This window comes from Reyranella sp., from assembly GCF_965249915.1.
In the GTDB taxonomy this organism is placed as follows: Bacteria; Pseudomonadota; Alphaproteobacteria; order Reyranellales; family Reyranellaceae; genus Reyranella.
On record NZ_OZ252257.1, the window covers coordinates 1,276,181 to 1,292,103 of the forward strand.

The 15,923-nt window shown below is 66.2% G+C and carries 16 protein-coding genes; 7 read left to right on the top strand and 9 right to left on the bottom strand.

Features of this window, described 5'->3' with window-relative positions; all coding sequences use genetic code 11:
- Nucleotides 1–46 precede the first annotated feature (46 nt).
- Genes ACP15H_RS06290 through ACP15H_RS06300 form a run of 3 tightly spaced genes read left to right on the top strand, consistent with a single transcriptional unit; the run spans nt 47 to nt 3,241 of the window.
- Complete coding sequence (locus ACP15H_RS06290; RefSeq protein WP_425065345.1) at nt 47–763, top strand: VWA domain-containing protein; 717 nt, start codon at nt 47–49, stop codon at nt 761–763.
- The gene (locus ACP15H_RS06295; protein WP_425065346.1) at nt 760–1,959 is read left to right on the top strand and encodes an acyl-CoA dehydrogenase family protein; all 1,200 of its coding nucleotides are present in this window, start codon (nt 760–762) and stop codon (nt 1,957–1,959) included. Before ACP15H_RS06290 ends, ACP15H_RS06295 begins: the two co-directional genes overlap by 4 nt.
- Nucleotides 1,952–3,241: an alginate O-acetyltransferase AlgX-related protein gene (locus tag ACP15H_RS06300; RefSeq protein WP_425065347.1), complete on the top strand. Its 1,290-nt coding sequence runs from the start codon at nt 1,952–1,954 to the stop codon at nt 3,239–3,241. The genes ACP15H_RS06295 and ACP15H_RS06300 overlap by 8 nt, the downstream gene beginning before the upstream one ends.
- Here ACP15H_RS06300 and ACP15H_RS06305 read toward each other — a convergent pair.
- Together ACP15H_RS06305 and ACP15H_RS06310 are read right to left on the bottom strand one after the other, a co-directional pair.
- Entirely contained in the window at nt 3,238–3,990 is a 753-nt protein-coding gene (locus ACP15H_RS06305; protein WP_425065348.1) for an SDR family NAD(P)-dependent oxidoreductase, read from the bottom strand. The genes ACP15H_RS06300 and ACP15H_RS06305 overlap by 4 nt on opposite strands.
- An 11-nt stretch (nt 3,991–4,001) precedes the next feature.
- Nucleotides 4,002–5,261, bottom strand: a complete 1,260-nt coding sequence (locus ACP15H_RS06310; protein ID WP_425065349.1) for a hypothetical protein — start codon at nt 5,259–5,261, stop codon at nt 4,002–4,004.
- A gap of 98 nt (nt 5,262–5,359) precedes the next feature.
- On the opposite strand from ACP15H_RS06310, the gene ACP15H_RS06315 reads away from it, so the two are divergent.
- On the top strand, nt 5,360–6,244 hold the full coding sequence (locus ACP15H_RS06315) for a YicC/YloC family endoribonuclease (protein ID WP_425065350.1): 885 nt from the start codon (nt 5,360–5,362) through the stop codon (nt 6,242–6,244).
- Nucleotides 6,234–6,884, top strand: coding sequence for a guanylate kinase (gmk, locus tag ACP15H_RS06320; protein WP_425065351.1), 651 nt, complete (start codon nt 6,234–6,236; stop codon nt 6,882–6,884). Before ACP15H_RS06315 ends, gmk begins: the two co-directional genes overlap by 11 nt.
- Here gmk and ACP15H_RS06325 read toward each other — a convergent pair.
- The 4 genes from ACP15H_RS06325 to ACP15H_RS06340 are packed head-to-tail and all read right to left on the bottom strand — an operon-like array spanning nt 6,859 to nt 10,849.
- Nucleotides 6,859–7,662: a lysophospholipid acyltransferase family protein gene (locus ACP15H_RS06325; RefSeq protein WP_425065352.1), complete on the bottom strand. Its 804-nt coding sequence runs from the start codon at nt 7,660–7,662 to the stop codon at nt 6,859–6,861. The two genes, gmk and ACP15H_RS06325, sit on opposite strands and share 26 nt — an antisense overlap.
- 20 nt (nt 7,663–7,682) lie before the next feature.
- On the bottom strand, nt 7,683–8,516 hold the full coding sequence (gene rsmA / locus ACP15H_RS06330) for a 16S rRNA (adenine(1518)-N(6)/adenine(1519)-N(6))-dimethyltransferase RsmA (RefSeq protein ID WP_425065353.1): 834 nt from the start codon (nt 8,514–8,516) through the stop codon (nt 7,683–7,685).
- Between the two features lie 2 nt (nt 8,517–8,518).
- Nucleotides 8,519–9,517, bottom strand: a complete 999-nt coding sequence (pdxA, locus tag ACP15H_RS06335) for a 4-hydroxythreonine-4-phosphate dehydrogenase PdxA (RefSeq protein ID WP_425069869.1) — start codon at nt 9,515–9,517, stop codon at nt 8,519–8,521.
- A 24-nt stretch (nt 9,518–9,541) separates the two neighbouring features.
- Nucleotides 9,542–10,849 carry a peptidylprolyl isomerase gene (locus ACP15H_RS06340; protein WP_425065354.1) on the bottom strand — a complete coding sequence of 436 codons (1,308 nt, stop codon included), beginning with the start codon at nt 10,847–10,849 and terminating at the stop codon, nt 9,542–9,544.
- A 162-nt stretch (nt 10,850–11,011) separates the two neighbouring features.
- On the opposite strand from ACP15H_RS06340, the gene ACP15H_RS06345 reads away from it, so the two are divergent.
- Entirely contained in the window at nt 11,012–12,055 is a 1,044-nt protein-coding gene (locus tag ACP15H_RS06345) for an FkbM family methyltransferase (RefSeq protein WP_425065355.1), read from the top strand.
- A gap of 15 nt (nt 12,056–12,070) precedes the next feature.
- Nucleotides 12,071–13,249 carry an AGE family epimerase/isomerase gene (locus ACP15H_RS06350; protein WP_425065356.1) on the top strand — a complete coding sequence of 393 codons (1,179 nt, stop codon included), beginning with the start codon at nt 12,071–12,073 and terminating at the stop codon, nt 13,247–13,249.
- An 8-nt stretch (nt 13,250–13,257) separates the two neighbouring features.
- Here ACP15H_RS06350 and rfbC read toward each other — a convergent pair whose 3' ends face one another.
- The 3 genes from rfbC to ACP15H_RS06365 are packed head-to-tail and all read right to left on the bottom strand — an operon-like array spanning nt 13,258 to nt 15,867.
- A complete protein-coding gene (gene rfbC, locus ACP15H_RS06355) occupies nt 13,258–13,764 on the bottom strand; it encodes a dTDP-4-dehydrorhamnose 3,5-epimerase (RefSeq protein WP_425065357.1) in 507 nt (168 codons plus the stop codon).
- 17 nt (nt 13,765–13,781) lie between these two features.
- Nucleotides 13,782–14,819, bottom strand: coding sequence for a kinase (locus tag ACP15H_RS06360; RefSeq protein WP_425065358.1), 1,038 nt, complete (start codon nt 14,817–14,819; stop codon nt 13,782–13,784).
- A 28-nt stretch (nt 14,820–14,847) separates the two neighbouring features.
- Nucleotides 14,848–15,867: a GDP-mannose 4,6-dehydratase gene (locus ACP15H_RS06365; protein ID WP_425065359.1), complete on the bottom strand. Its 1,020-nt coding sequence runs from the start codon at nt 15,865–15,867 to the stop codon at nt 14,848–14,850.
- Nucleotides 15,868–15,923 lie beyond the last annotated feature (56 nt).

Sequence of the window (15,923 nt, forward strand, 5' to 3'; positions counted from 1 at the left end):
ACGCGCGGCTGCACCATATTGAACGCATCGCAGAGGGTCAAAGGACATGGCCGAGGATCGCGCCGGAGATCGCAACGTCCCGTCTACCGCAGGTGCGAATGCGGTCGATGCGTTCGTGCGCGAGGTCGGCAAGCTGCCGGTCGATCACCGGCCGGGCGGACGGGGCCGGCTGCTGTTCGCGATGGATGCGACGGCGAGCCGCGAACCGACCTGGGATCATGCCTGCGCCATCCAGGGCGAGATGTTCGTGGCCGCCGATGCGCTGGGCGGCCTCGATGTCCGGCTCGCCTTCTATCGCGGCTTCGAGGAGTTCAAAGTCAGCAAGTGGACGTCGGACGGCCGCGAACTCGCGCGTCTGATGAGCAGCGTGCGCTGCGCGGCCGGCCGCACCCAGATCGCGCGTCTGCTGCGCTACGCCGGTGAGCAGCGCCGCGAGAGCCGCCTCGATGCCGTCGTCTTCGTCGGCGACTGCTGCGAGGAGGATGTCGATGCGGTCGGCCACGATGCCGGCCAGCTGGGGCTGCTCGGCCTGCCGGTGTTCGTGTTCCAGGAAGGCCAGGACCGTACGGCGTCGCGCCTGTTCCCCCAGATCGCCAAGCTGACGCGCGGAGCCTACTGCAGGTTCGACCGGTCGAGCCCCGACCAGCTCAAGCGCCTGCTCGGCGCGGTCGCCGCCTATGCCGCCGGTGGACGCTCGGCCTTGCTCAAGTACGGCAAGGACCAGGGCGGCATCGCGGCCCTTCTCACCAACCAGATGAAATGACCGCCGACCTGCTGGCTGCCGTCGAGCGCTTCTTCGACAGCGAGATCCTGCCGCGCCATCGCGAATGGGCGGCTCATGCCTCGGCGGGGAAGGGCACGCCTCCGTTCATGGCCGAACTGCAGGCCAAGGCGCGCGCTGCCGGCCTGTGGAACCTCGGCCTGCCGGACCGGATGAGTAATCGCGCCTATGCGCCGATTGCGGAGATCACCGGCCGGCTGCCCTGGGCGCCTGAAGTGTTCAACGCCCAGGCACCCGACGTGCCCAACATGATCATGCTGCAGCACGCGGCCAACGCGGAGCAGAAGAAGCGCTGGCTCGAGCCGTTGCTGGACGGTCGCATCCGCTCGGCGTTCGGCATGACGGAGCCCGACGTCGCTTCGTCGGACGCGACCAACATTGCCACGACCCTGCGGCGCGACGGTGGCGACTGGGTCGTGAACGGCCGCAAGTGGTACATCACGGGCGGCGCCCATCCCGACTGTGCCTTCGTGATCGTGATGGGCGTGTCGCAACCGGACGCGCCGCGCACCGGCCGGCATTCCTGTGTGATCGTACCGATGCCGACGCCCGGTCTCACGATCGTGCGCGAGCTGCGCTTCCTCGGCTGGGAGGACAGTATCGCGCCCATCGCCGAACTGGACTTCAAGGATGTGCGCGTACCGGCGGAGAATCTGCTGGGCGAGGAAGGCGAGGGCTTTGCGGCGGCGCAGGTGCGGCTGGGACCGGCGCGGCTGCATCACTGCATGCGCGCGATCGGTTCCTGCGAGGTCCTGGTCGAGCTCATGATGGCACGTGCCGCCGAGCGCCGGACGTTCGGTCGGGCGGTGATCGACTACGATTCCACTCAGCAGGCGATCGCACGCTCCCGGATCGAGATCGAGCAGGCCCGCCTGCTGGTGTTGCGCACGGCCGAGCGGCTGGACAGCGACGGGCATCAGGCCGCCTGGCGCGACGTCTCGATGGTGAAGGTCGCGGTGCCGGAAATGGCCCAGCGCATTGCCGATCGGGCGATGCAGCTGTTCGGCGCGATGGGCGGTAGCGACGATGCGCCGGTCCATCGTGCCTTTGCGGTTGCGCGCATGCTGCGCATTGCCGACGGGCCGGACGAAGTCCATCTCCGGCAGATCTTCCGGCAGGAACGACCCGCTCGCTGGACCGTATCGAATTCGCCCTATATTACGCCGGGCAATGACTGAGAACGGCCGCAAGCGCATCTACGCGATCGTATTTGGCCTGATCCTGACCGGGATCACGCTGGCTGGCCTCGAGGTGCTGGCCTCGTTCGAGGCGCCGTCGTGGCCCGCGCGGGCGCTGCGCTCGACTCCGCCGGGCACCGTGCAGTCGAGCGAGTTCGCCGGTCTGGCCGACAAACCCTGGGTTTTCGAGCCGCACAATTCATGGGGTATGCGCGACAAGGAACGCAGCATCGCCAAGCCGGCGGGTGGCGGCTTCCGCGGTGTCTTCATCGGCGACAGCTATCTCGAGTTCCAGCTCACGCGCCTCACCGTGCCGGGAGAGGTCGAGCGACGCTTCATCGAGGCCGGCCAGCCGAAGGCCGAGATGATCAACCTCGGCATCTCAGCCACCGGTCCGCGCAGCTACTACTACCGCCTGCGCGACGTGGCCTTCGCCCTGTCGCCCGACGCGCTCGCCGTGTTCTTTTTCTCGGGCAACGACTTCGTCTTCGACGGGCAGGGCTATGGTCAGGGTATCCTGCCCGATCTGGTCAGCGAGGCCCCGGGCGGTTCGGTCCTCGGCAGCATCATGCCGAACGCCAATTGGGTCCTGGTCAACCGCCTGCGCCTGTCGGAGATGCTGACGACCAACAAGCCGGTGCCGCAAGAGTTCGACACGCTGACGAAGATCGCCCGCCTGCCGCCGGCGGAGCGTACGCCAGCGCTCGCCCGTCACGTCAGGCGCTACTACTACCCAGACCTGACCGAGCAGCAGATCATGGCCATCTTCGGCCGGGACAGCGATGCCTTCTGGCAGGCCTACGCGTCGGGGAAGGCGGACGACGAGTCGCTGCAGGGCTGGCTCCTGAACCTCATGACCAAGGCCGAGGTCGAGAAGTCTCCCTACTTCGAGGCCACGACCAGGGAACAGGCGGCGCGTCTGGTGAAGGACGTCGACATACAGGCCACCTTGTCGTGGCTGACGGCGATGGATCGTGCGGCCCGCGAGCGCGGCGTGCCGCTGGTCCTGTTCATCGTGCCGCCGGGCAGCGTCGATCCCGACTATGTCGCCTACTGGAAGCCTTGGCCGCGCTTCTATGCCTTCAACGTGATCGCCGATTACCGACAGGACCGGCTGCTGGAAGCCTTGGCCAGCACGTCGATCCGCTACGTCGATTTGCGCAAGGACTTCGAGGGCGTGCGCGGCGCCTATCGCCGCAGCGATGCCCACTGGACGGACAAAGGCGTGGAGATCGCCGCGAACCGCGTCTTCCAGGAACTGCGCAAACTCGAAAAGCGCTAGCCGGCCCCCAGCAACCTGGCCGTCCAGCGGCCCGGCAGCGTCGTTCCCAGCCAGACGGCGGCCTTGGTGCCGATCGGGAAGGCGATGCGCGGCCGGTTGGCAGCGAGGCCGCGACGGATGATCGCCGACGCCTTCGCCGAGGTCATGATAAACGGCATGGGGAACGGGGCTTCGGCGGTGAGGCGGCTGACCACGAAGCCTGGGCAGATGACGCTGACGCCGATACCGTCCTTCTTCAGCACATACCGGATGCTTTCGCCCCAGACGCGCACCGCGGCCTTGCTGGCATTGTAGGACGCCGAGTAGGGCAGCCCGATGAAGCCGGCGAGCGACGACACCACGGCGATCTGACCGCGCTTTCGCGCGATCATTGGGGCCAGCAGCGGCTCGACGGTGTTCAGCATGCCGTTGACGTTGACGTCGAGCGTCTTGCGGATGATCGAGAAATCGTCGAGCGAGGAATTGTCCTTGTCGATCGAGATGCCGGCATTGGCGATCACCAGGTCGACCGGGTGCGCCTGGTCGAAGGCGGTCAGCCAGGGCAGCATGCGGTCGCGGTCGGTCACATCGATCGTGTCCGCGACGACGATGGCACCCTTGGCGCGACAGGCGCCGGCGACCGCTTCGAGCCGCTCGGCGTCCCGCCCGGTCAGGGCCAGCGCCACGCCCGGAGCGGCGTAGTCGAGCGCAAGGGCTTCGCCGATGCCGCTTGAGGCGCCGGTCAGCACGATGCTGGAGAAAGTTTTCATGTGCGGCGCGCCTATTGTTGGGGTTTCGTGCGCCAGCCCCAGGTGCCGGCCATTTCCTGCGCCATGCGGGCGGCCATCAGCGAATAGCCGCGGCTGTCCATCAGGTCCCGCTTGGGGTGGATGTCGTCGCTGTAGATCGTCTCCTTCTCGTCCTTGAAGACGTCGAGGAGGCTGCGGACCTCGATGTTGCGCTCGCGCAGCGCGAGGAGGCGCCGCACGATTTCGACGTAACGCTCGCCATACTTGAGATCGGGGGTGGCGCGGCTCTCCTCCGGCGTCAGCGTCTTGTCCACGGCGGGGACGGGCTGGAGAAAGAACATCGACTTGATGCCGAAGTCGCGGGCCGTCACGTCCATGACGCGTATGTACTTGGCGTACTGCGCGATCTGCCAGTCCATGTAGGTCGACGCGGAGTTCGTGATGTCGCTGGGAAGGCTCATCATCTCCGAGTAGGTCTTCGCGCCAAACCCCGAACCGTCGTCGGCCGGCTTCGAGGCCAGGGCCGAAGCCAGCAGGTAGGCGGCGTGCGAATGGCTCGTGAGGCCGGTCCCAAGCCAGCCGGAGATGCGGCCCATGAACCAGCTCACCGCGAGGCTGCCGAAACCGTCCTTGGCGATGATCGGGTTCACGCCGAGGTAGTTCGCGCCCGGCATCTCGAAGCGGACCTTGAGGCCCGGCTGGATCAGGTGCTGCTCGTTGTAGCCGTCGAGCGTGACCACGGCATCGATGAAGTCGCCGTAGATCGCCAGCAGGATCAGCTGCTGGGGCTGTTTCCAGGCGCCCAGTCCGCCATTCAGCACGAGGAAGGGCTTGCCGGTCGGGCTGACATAGTGCCGGTTGAGTTCTTCCTCGATGAAGCTCCGGCGGCCGGGTTGGACGAGTTGGCTGATCTGCGAGGCCACGGATCCGCCGGCGAGGAGGATGACGTAGCGGTCGGGATTTCGGGCGACCGGATAGTTGTCGCCCAGCATGCCGATGTCGTTGGCACTGGGAACGCCGCAGGGATCGTCGCGATGATGGACGAAGGCCAGGTAGGGATGGGGAAACATCGTGTCGACGTATCGGCAATTGCTGCTGCCGCTGCCGGTAATGTCCTGGATGTAGGTATTCCGGGACGTGGCGAACAGCTCCCTGGCCGGGGTGTAGCGACCGTCCCGAATCGTCAGCCACGCCGTGGAGAGGATCTCGAGGCCTGCCAACGCCACGACAAGCCCTATGCACAGGGCCGCCACCTTGAGGCCCGTCTGCCGTGCCGCGGTCTTGTTCGCCATGATAAAGCTCGCCTCAATAGCCGATTGAATCGAAATGTCGATCCACTTAAGGGATAACGGTGCCCACAAACAGGGCAGGGGGCAAATTGATTGCAAGCATGACGGGATACGCCCGTGCGCAAGGATCGGATGATCGGCGCCGCTGGGTCTGGGAAGCGCGCAGCGTCAACGGCCGGAACCTCGAGATCAGGTGTCGCGTGCCGCCGGGCTTCGACCGCCTCGAGAACCCGTCCCGGGCCGCGGTCGGCGGCAAGATGAAGCGCGGCAACGTCTCGCTCACCCTCACCATCACCAGCGAGCGCCAGGCCAAGCCGCTCAGCATCAATCGCACTTTGCTGGCGGAGCTGGCGACCCTGGTCGAGGAGGTACGCCGGACGACCGGTGCGGCAGCCCCGTCGGCCGACGGGTTGCTGCGGGTGCGTGGCGTCATCGAGGAGGAGGATGCCGGCGAGGACACCGAGGAGGCGCTTGCTCTGCTCGACAAGGGGCTGCAGGCGACGCTGGACGAGGCGCTGAAGGCCCTCGTCACATCGCGCGCCGCCGAGGGCAAGGCGCTGGCCAAGGTCATCGAAGGCCATGTCGCGGAAATCGAAAGCCTGTGCGGTCGCGCGACCGAGCGGGCGCTCGCGCAGATCGGCACCGTGCGGGCGCGCTTCGAGGCGCAGATTGCCGAGCTTCTGGGCCGGGTGCCGGCCCTGTCGGAGGAGCGCTTCGCGCAGGAAGTGGCGCTGCAGGTCGGCAAGGCCGACGTGCGCGAGGAACTCGATCGTCTGGCCGCCCATATCGCGCAGGCGCGGACGCTGCTGGCCGACGCACGGTCGGACAATCCGGTCGGCCGGAAGTTCGATTTCCTGTGCCAGGAGTTCAATCGCGAAGCCAACACGCTCTGCTCGAAGTCCGCAGACATCGAGCTGACGCGCATCGGCATCGATCTCAAGGGCGCCGTCGAGCGCATGCGGGAGCAGGTTCAGAATGTCGAATGAGGTGGATTCCGGCCAGATCCAGCGGCGCGGCCTGATGCTCGTCCTGTCCTCGCCTTCGGGCGCGGGCAAGACGACCCTGTCGCGGCAGCTGCTCGACAACGACAAGCAGATCCAGCTCAGCGTCTCGGCGACCACGCGTGCCCGCCGATCCGGCGAGAAGGATGGCGTCGACTACCAGTTCGTCGACACCGCCACCTTCAGCGGCATGGTGGAGCGCGGCGAGTTCCTCGAGCATGCACGGGTGTTCGACCATTTCTACGGCACGCCGCGCGCGCCGGTCGAAGCCGCCTTGATGGCCGGTCGGGACGTGCTGTTCGACATCGACTGGCAAGGCACGCAGCAGCTGAAGGAGAAGGCCGGCAGCGATCTGGTGACGGTGTTCATCCTGCCGCCCTCGACGCGCGATCTGGAGCGTCGGCTGATCACCCGTGCGCAGGACTCGATGGAAGTCGTGCAGAAGCGGATGGCCAAGGCCGCCGACGAGATGAGCCACTGGGCCGAGTACGACTACCAGATCATCAATCGCGACATCGCCACCAGCCTGATGGAACTCAAGTCGATCCTGACGGCCGAGCGGCTGAAGCGCGAACGCCAGGTCGGCCTGTCGAACTTCGTCAAGGCGCTGCGCGAGGGGCGGTGACCGGCGCGCCGATGCCGGTCTGGCCCTGCGAGCGCAGGACGAGCTGGCTGGGCCGGTAGGGCCGACCCGAGAACTCGGCGATCAGACGGTCGCTCGCGCTTTCGATCTCGTCCTCGAGACGGCGCATGAAGCTGTCCTTGTCGAGCCCCGTCTCGATAGCAGGGAGGAACTCGATGGCGGCACGTCCGGCCCTCTTGCGCCAGTCGCGGCGATTCCACAGCAGGCCCACCGACGTGGCAACCGGCGTCACGGGCAGGCCGAGGTCGCGATAGAGATAGTAGATGCCCGAGCGATAGCGCTCGCGTTCGCCCGGCGCCATCAGGTTGCCCTCGGGATAGATCGCAATGTGCCGGCCGCTGTCGCAGGCGCGCTTGGCGAACTGGGCAAGGTTCTCGCGTTCGCGGCCGCCGCCGCAGGTGTCCACGCGGATCATCTGCAACCGGTACAGCATCGCGCCGATCAGCGGGTAGCGGAAGAGCTCCTGCATGGCCACGAAGGCAATGCCGCGGATACGAGCCGCCAGCAGGATGCCGTCGCTCTCGCTGTGATGCTTGTTTGCCAGCAGCGCGGGCCCGTTGGCCGGCAGGTGCTCGAGGCCCCTGTACTCGATCTTCATGCCGCCGACCCAGCGCATGCCCCAGACGACCGCCCGGGCCCAGTGGAAGAGCAGGCCGCGCAGCAGGACCGGCGTGGGGATGGGCACCAGGACAATGCCGATGATCGCCACCAGCAAGGTGCCGACGTAAAAATAGGCGTTGAAAGCGAGGGAGCGGATCATGTCTTTATAATAGTGAGCGCTCACTCACTGTCAAGGGCGCCTGCCAGCCTTACGAAGTCGTCGACCGAAAGTTCCTCGGCCCGGGCCGTGGGCTTCAGCTCAAGTCGCTCCAGCGTAGCCACGGGCTCGGCAAAGACGCCCGCCAGAGACCCGCGCAGCATCTTGCGGCGCTGGCCAAAGGCGGCGGCGGTGATGCGCTCCAGAGGCCTCAGATCGGCCAGACGCACGGTCTGGGGCCGGGGCGTGAGCCGCGCCACGGCCGACGTGACCTTCGGCGGCGGCACGAAGGCGGTCGGCGCCACGTCGAACAGCCGGCGAACCTCGCAGACATGCTGGGCAAGCACCGAAAGGCGGCCATAGTCCTTGGTTCGCGGCTCGGCCACCAGCCGATCGACGACCTCCTTCTGGAACATCAGCACCATGTCTGCGATGTCGTTCGCGGTGTGAAGCCAGCGCACCAGCAGGGCGGTCGAGACGTTGTAGGGCAGGTTGGCCACGATCCGGCGCGGGGCCGCTCCGAGGTCCCGCGGCTCGATCTTCAGGGCATCGGCCTCGATCAGGTCGAGCCGCCCGCCGGCCGCTGCCTGCAACTCGAGCAGGGGGCCGAAGGCTCTGCCGTCCACCTCGACGGCGACGACGTGGCCTGCCCCTTCGAGCAGCAGCGCACGCGTCAGCCCGCCGGGACCCGGACCGATTTCGATCACGGTTCCGTCGCCGAGCGGCGCGGCGGCGCGCGCGATGCGCCGCGTGAGGTTGAGGTCGAGCAGGAAGTGCTGGCCGAAGCGCTTCTTCGCATCGAGCCCGTGCGCCGCAATCGTCTCGCGCAGGGGCGGCAGGGCCTCGACGCCGTCCATGATCAGGCGGCGCGCCGGCGCGCCATGTCGTCAGCCATGTCGATGGCCGCCAGAAGGCTCGCCGGGTCGGCACGACCCGTGCCGGCGATGTCGAGCGCCGTGCCGTGGTCGGGCGACGTGCGCACGAAGGGCAGGCCGAGCGTCACGTTGACGCCTCCCGAGAAGTCGATCGTCTTGATCGGGATCAGCGCCTGGTCGTGATACATACAGAGCGCGACGTCATAGGCGGTGCGCGCCGCCGCATGGAACAGCGTGTCGGCAGGCGCCGGTCCGCGCGCTGCGATTCCCTCGCGCTGCAGCGTTTCTATCGCGGGTACGATGATGCGGCGCTCTTCGTCGCCCATGGCGCCCTGTTCGCCGGCATGCGGATTGAGGGCGGCCACGGCCAGCCGGGGATGCTCGATGCCGAACAGGTCGCGCAATCCCCTCGCGGCGATCCGTCCGGCGCGCACGATGGCGTCACCGTCGAGCGCGCGTACGGCGTCGCCCAGTGAAAGATGAATGGTCACTGGCACGACCCGGAGCTCGGGGCAGGCGAGCATCATCGCTACCTCGACCCCGCCCGCGAGTTCGGCGAGGAACTCGGTGTGCCCGGGATGACGGAACCCCGCATCCTGCAGCGTCTTCTTCTGGATCGGATTGGTGACGATCCCGGCGACCGATCCGGCCATCGCAAATGCCGTCGCCCGCTCGATCGCCTCGATGGTGGCACCCGCATTGGCGACGTCCGGATGACCGGGCGTGGGCGGCGCGGCGAGACGTACCGGAAGAACAGGGAGGGCGGCGCCGAAGGTGGAGGCGGCGTCCTCGGGCCGCGAAATCTCCGCGACCGGAACGTTCAGGCCAAGCTGCCGGGCGAGAGCCGACAGCCGGGCTGGATCGTCCAGGACGAAGAACGGGCGCGCGGCACCGCGCCGCGACAGCCAGGCCTTGAGACTGAGTTCGGCGCCAACGCCGGCCGGCTCGCCCATCGTCACGGCGAGCGGCGCGGCCATCGTCATGGCCGACACGTCATGTCCGGGCCATCACGACTTGATGTCGACAGTGGCTTGCCGGCGCAGATCGCGCATGTATCGCCGTCCCGCAGCGTCGAGCTTCTGGATGAGCAGCTGCTGCTGGATGGCCTCGCGCGTCGGCATGCCGTCGCCGCCCGCCTTGCTGCAGAGCGCGACGACCTGCAGGCCTTCGGCAACGCGGAAGGGCCCCGCCGTGCCGCCGATCGAGAGGCGCGGGATTTGCTCGTACATCTGCGGATTAGCGGCGAGGTCGCCGACCCGTAAGCCGTTGAGATCGCCCGACGTGCTGCCTTTGATCTGGCGAGCCTGGACGTGCAGATCGCTGCATTGCCGGACACCGCTCATCGCCTTCTGGGCATCCGCGGTCGCGCGATTGACTTCTTCCGGGGAGGCGTTCGCCGGCAGCGAGAGAGTCAACTGAACCAGGTTGAGCTTCACGTCGTCGGGCCGGGCGGCCGCGAATGGCCGGCGATCGACGACGTACAGAATGTGCCAGCCGGCACCCGAGCGAACGGGCTCGGAATAGGTGCGCGGCTGTGTCTTCTCTAGGGCGGCATCCAGCGATGGGTCGAGCGCGCCGGGCAGAACCCAGCCCAGGTCTCCACCCGAGGCAGCCGAGGCGCCCTGGGAGAACTGCTGCGCGACGGCGCCGAACGGCGCACCCCGCCGGAGCTGCTCCATGATGCGGTCGGCGCTGCGCTTGCCCTCGTCGACGCCATCGGCGCGGTCGACCGGCACGAAGATCTCCGCGACGCGCGTTTCCGTCTTGCCGACGTTGGAGCGCATCCGGCTCAGAGTATCGTCGACTTCCGCCTCGGAGACGTCGACCTGGGATCGAACCTTGCGCCGGATGATCTTGCCCCAGGCGATCTGGGCCTCGATCTGCTGCGTCGCAATATCGGGAGCGACACCGACGCTCTGGAGGTATTGCTTGAACTGACCCTGACCCAGGCCGGCGGCGCGTTCGATCTCGGCATAGCGGCCGGCAATCTCGGAGTCCGACGGCTTGACGCCCAGCTTCTTGGCATCCTGAACCTGCAGACGCTCGTCGATCATCTGTCGCAGCATCTGCGGCGCCATGCGCTGGCGCAGGTCCGGGCTGTCCGTCAAGCCGGAGGTGCGGATGGCGAAAAGGACCCGTTGCGACAGGTCGAAATCGGTGATGGCGTCGTCGTTGACGCGAGCCACGACGCGCAAACCCTGGCTGGGCGCGGTCTGGGCTGCCACGCCTTGCCCGGTCGGCCTCTGGGCAGACGCAGCGGCGGGCAGCAGCATGATCGTGAGAACGACGAGAGCGCGGGGGAGAGGCGCGAACATTTCACCGACGAAGTGTGAGAGGGACGATCATTATATTTCCGCAGCATCGAAGCTGCAACGTAAGCCACTACGGACAGAAAGTGGCAACACACAGGCACGCTTGACGCTTGACGGTGGGTACGTTAGCCGAACTCGGCATAGTTGGGGGCAAACAGTTCAGGCATGACGACGGCCCGCCGTCCGATCAGCGTCGCCAGCACCTGGGAGCGTATTTGCTCGGGCGTTGGCTACCATCTCGATAATATGGGCCGCTGGCTGATTGTGCGGGCTCCCGCGATCGGCGCTGCCTATGCCGCAATTCTGGCCCCCGGTGCGCCGCGGCTCGAGCCGCGGCCCGGTTGGCGGTTTGCCGAAGAATATTACGACCAGAGACAGTGGCTCGCCTGCCGGCGGGGCGCCCTGTGGGAAGCGGCCCGTGAGAAGGATCTGGCGGTGCCGCTCACCGTGCGCTGGCACGGCGGCACCACGGTGGACGTGACCCTGGGCAACGACAACAGCCTTTGTCTCTACGTGTGCGGCTCGTTCGAGCCCAACGAGTTTGCCTTCGTTGATCGCGTGCTGAAGCCGGGGATGGTCTTCATCGATGTTGGCGCCAACGACGGCTACTATACGCTCTTCGCCGCCCGTCGCGTCGGTCCGGCCGGGAGGGTGATCGCCGTCGAACCGAGTTCGCGCGAGCGCGCCCATCTCCAGCGCAATCTCGGGCGCAACGGCCTCGAGAACGTTCAGGTGGTTGCCGCTGCGCTTGGCGCCCAGGCGGGGTTCGTCGACCTCCATCTCGCCCACGGCGTGCATGCCGGCCACAATACGCTGGGTGATTTCGCGCATGACGACGTCGTGCGCGCCAGTTCGGAGCGAGTCCCGCTCGAGACGCTCGACGCGGTCGTCGCCAAGCAGGGACTGTCACGGGTCGACATGGTCAAAATCGATGTCGAGGGCGGCGAGGCCGGTGTCGTTGCCGGCGCGCGACAGGTGCTATCGGCATCGCGGCCTGTACTCCTGATGGAGCTCAACGAGCGGGCGTTGCATGCGCAGGGCCAGAGTGCGGACTCGCTGCTGGGCGTGCTCCGCAAGGAACTCGATTATCAGATTTTGTCCTTCTCCCCGGATGGCGGCTGGCCCGAACGTGCCGTCGAGGGAGCGCCGTTGTCGCCGAATGTCGTGGCGGTGCCGAACGAACGTGCCGACGACCTGCTCAAGCGCTAGAACCCAACGTCCGCCGTGGACCGGGATCCGGCGTTGATGAATCGTGATCTCCGGTCTGCTGCGACGCTGATGGAAGCGTGGATGCGCGAGCAGGCGCTGCCGCTGTGGGCGACGTCGGGGTTCGATGCCGCGACCGGGCGGTTCGAGGAGGGCCTGACATTCGAAGGCCGGCCACGCGCCGACGTTCCGATCCGGCTCCTTGTCCAGGCGCGGCAGATTTTCGTCTATTCGATTGCAGAACGTCGGCAATGGATCGCGGGGGCCGGTGCTCTCGTCGAACGCGCCTTCGTGTCGATGCGCCGGGACTATTACCGCCGCGACGATCGCGACGGTTGGGTATTCTCGGTCGCTCGGGACGGAACGGTCGCCGACCCCAGACGCGACCTCTATGCCCATGCTTTCGTGCTTCTGGCGGTGGCCGCGTATGTGCGGGCAACCGGGAGGCAGGCAGAACTGGCGCTCGCCCGCGAAACGCTGGCTTTCCTCGACCGTGAGATGGTGGCGCCGCGGGGCGGGGGCTACGTCGAAGCCTTGCCGGTCCCTCCCGGCCCCCGTCGCCAGAACCCTCATATGCATCTGTTCGAGGCGCTGCTCGCCTTGTGGGAATGTTCGCGCGACCGGCTCTTTCTCGAGCGCGCCGAGAAGCTGTTCAAACTCTTCCTGTCGAGGTTCTTCGAGGTCGGGCAGGGCGTGCTTCTCGAGTATTTCGATGAAGAGCTGAGGCCGGTCGACGAAGAGGGCGCCATTGTCGAGCCCGGACACCACTTCGAATGGTGCTGGCTGCTCCGTCGCTATCAAAGCGAGACGGGCGACCATCGGGTCGAGGCGATCGTCGACAACTTGTACGAACATGCAAGTCGAAGCGGCTTCGACGCGGAGGGGCTGATCGTCGACGAACTCCACCCCAATGGCACGATCGCCAAGGCGTCCCGGCGACTTTGGCCGATGACCGAAGCCATCAAGGGTGATCTGGGGGAGGCGCTGCGCGGCCGGCCAGGCGCGAGGGAGAGGGCCGTTGCGCTGACCGAAGCGCTGCACGATCGCTTCCTGGTCACGGCGCCGCGCGGCGGATGGGTCGACCGCCTCGGGCCGGACGGATCATGGCTCGTCGATTTCATGCCCGCGACCAGCCTCTATCATCTGGTCGGCGCGGTCGATGAGCTTTCAGGCTTCCCGGCCGCCGAACGACCCTAGCGGGAAGACTACCGTCCCTGGTCCCGTTCCGAAATGATCGGGTTCTGGACCGGCCACCAGATGTTCAATGCCGGATCGTTCCAGACGAGCGTGAACTGGCCCGATCGATCGTAGTCCGTGGTCTGCTTGTAGTGGAAGATCGCCTGTTCGCTCATGACGACATGGCCGTTGCCGAACTTCGGCGGCACCAGCACCTGCAGCCTGTTGCTCTCCGACAGGGTGAACGACGTCCACTTCCGGTATTGCGCGGACTGGGGATCGTTGTTGATCACGACCATGTAGAAGCTTCCCTGCAGGCAGGAGATGAGCTTCCACGTCTTGTCGTCGCCGTGGATGCCGCGCAGCACATGCCGGCGCGACACCGATATGTCGTCCTGGATGAAATGCTGGTCGATCCCGGCCTCACGGTAGAGGCGTTCGTTGTAGGTCTCGATGTAATGGCCGCGAAAATCCTCGAAGATGGTCAGCGGCTTGATCAGCCGGACAGAGTCGAGGGCGGTCGGATAGGTCTCCATGATAATTCCCGGCGCTATCAGGACTGGGGCAGCGTGTCGAGCTGACGGTAGACGATCGTCGATCCGGTAAAGTCGATTCCCGCCGGCACGTGAAGAAGATGGGAGAGGGCTGCTCGAACCTGGGGCTGCTTCTCGGGCGGCACGATGAAGGCCATGAAACCCGCGCCGCCGGCACCGAGCAGCTTGCCGCCGAGCGCGCCTGCGGAAAGAGCGGCCGAGTAGACATCATCGATGCTGGTCGTCGTGACGCCGTCCGACAGCTGGCGCTTGAGTTGCCAGGCTTCGTGCAGGAGCTGCCCGAACGACTCCATGTCTCCCGTTCGCAGCTGCTTAGACGCCGGACCGACCATGTCGTGCATGCGCCGGAGGTGGTTGCTCTTGGCGCTGAAATTCGAGACCAGCAGTTTTGCGATCGTCGAAGAGAGCCTGGTCGTTCCGGTGTAGAAAAGCAAAAGCCAGTCTTCCAGCTTCCGCTGATTCTGGCCCGACAGGTCCAGCGGCAGCACGTCGATCGCGCCGTCCGTTCCAAACTTGATGACGTTCAGGCCGCCATAGGCGCTGGCCACCTGGTCCTGGCATCCGACCGTTTCCTGGAGAATGTCGCGTTCCAGGTGGATTGCGGCATTGGCGAGGTCACGCTTGTTGATCGTCTGGCCGCGCATCGCGTGGAGAACGTTGATCAGTCCCACGGAGAACGAGGAACTGGACCCGATCCCGGAGCGGGCCGGAAGATCACCCTGATGATGGATCTCGACGCCACGTTCGTTGTCGAACTCCATGAACTCCAGTCCTGCCCGGACCGCCGGATGGAGGATCTCGGAGATCGAGTTGACGGTCTCGATGTGGGACCAGACGACCCTGTGACGCGTGGCAAAGAAGGGGGGCAGGTGACGCCCGACGATGTAGCAGTACCTGTTGATGGCCATCGACAGTACGTTGCCGCCATGTTCCCGATACCATTCGGGATAGTCCGTGCCGCCGCCGAAGAACGACACGCGGTAGGGCGTTCTCGACATTGCCATCGACATGTTGTCGCTTGCCGCAGGGCGCTTCATTTTCGGATGCTCGGTTCGGTTCTGATGGCTATCGCGTCAGGAAGCGGTTGCCCTCGACGGCGACCCGCTGCCGCCAGTAGTCGAGAAGATCGCGCATCGTCTGCTCGAAGGGAATTTCCGGCCGCCAGCCCGTGTGCTGCTCGAACTTCGAGGTGTCCGGGACCTGGAGGTCGGCATCGATGGGGCGAAGCCGGTCGGGATCGACCTCCACCTTGATCTCCGTACGCTTCGGCGACAGCGCGATGAGATGCTCGAGGATGTTGCCGATGGTGCAGGAATGAGTGCCGCCGATATTGTAGTAGGCGCCTGCGACCGGATCCTTCGTCACCAGAAGATAGTAGGCGCGCACGGCGTCGCGCACGTCGGCCACGGTGCGCAGCGATTCCAGGTTGCCGACCTTGACCACCGGCGGAACCAGGCCGTGCTCGATCATCGCGATCTGCTTGGCGAAGGTCGACTCGGCGAACACGTCGCCGCGGCGAGGGCCGGTATGGGTGAACATCCGCGTGGTCATGACCTTCATGCCGTAGGCCTCGGCATAGAAGCGCCCGACGAGATCGGTCCCGACTTTGGAGATGGCGTAGGGCGAGGCGGGGTGGAAGCTGCATTCCTCGGCGATCGGCAGTTTTTCCTTCGGCACCCGGCCGAAGACCTCGGACGAGGCGCAGACGTGGATCACGGCCTCCGGCGCGGTCGTGCGCAGGGCGTCCAGAACCCTGACCGTCCCGAGGATGTTGGTGTCCATCGTGTCGAGAGGAGAATCGAAGCTGGTGCGGGGAAAGCTCTGCGCAGCCAGATGGAACACATAGTCCGGCTTCGCCGATTCGACGGCGCGCTGGATGGACAGGGTATCGCGCAGGTCGCCGTAGACCAGCCGCACCCGGGAGCCCGAATTGATCGGCCCGACGATGGCGCTGAGATTGTCGAGCGGGCTGCGCCAGCGCAGAAGCCCGACGATGTCCCAGTCGGTGTGCTTCAGGATGTATTCGGCGAGGTGAGAGCCGACCATTCCCGTGATGCCCGTGATCAGGGCGCGCTTGGCCGACATCTTTAAGTGCCTTTCGCTTGGCTTTTGATCTGTCCGGCCGCCCACGCGCACCGGTC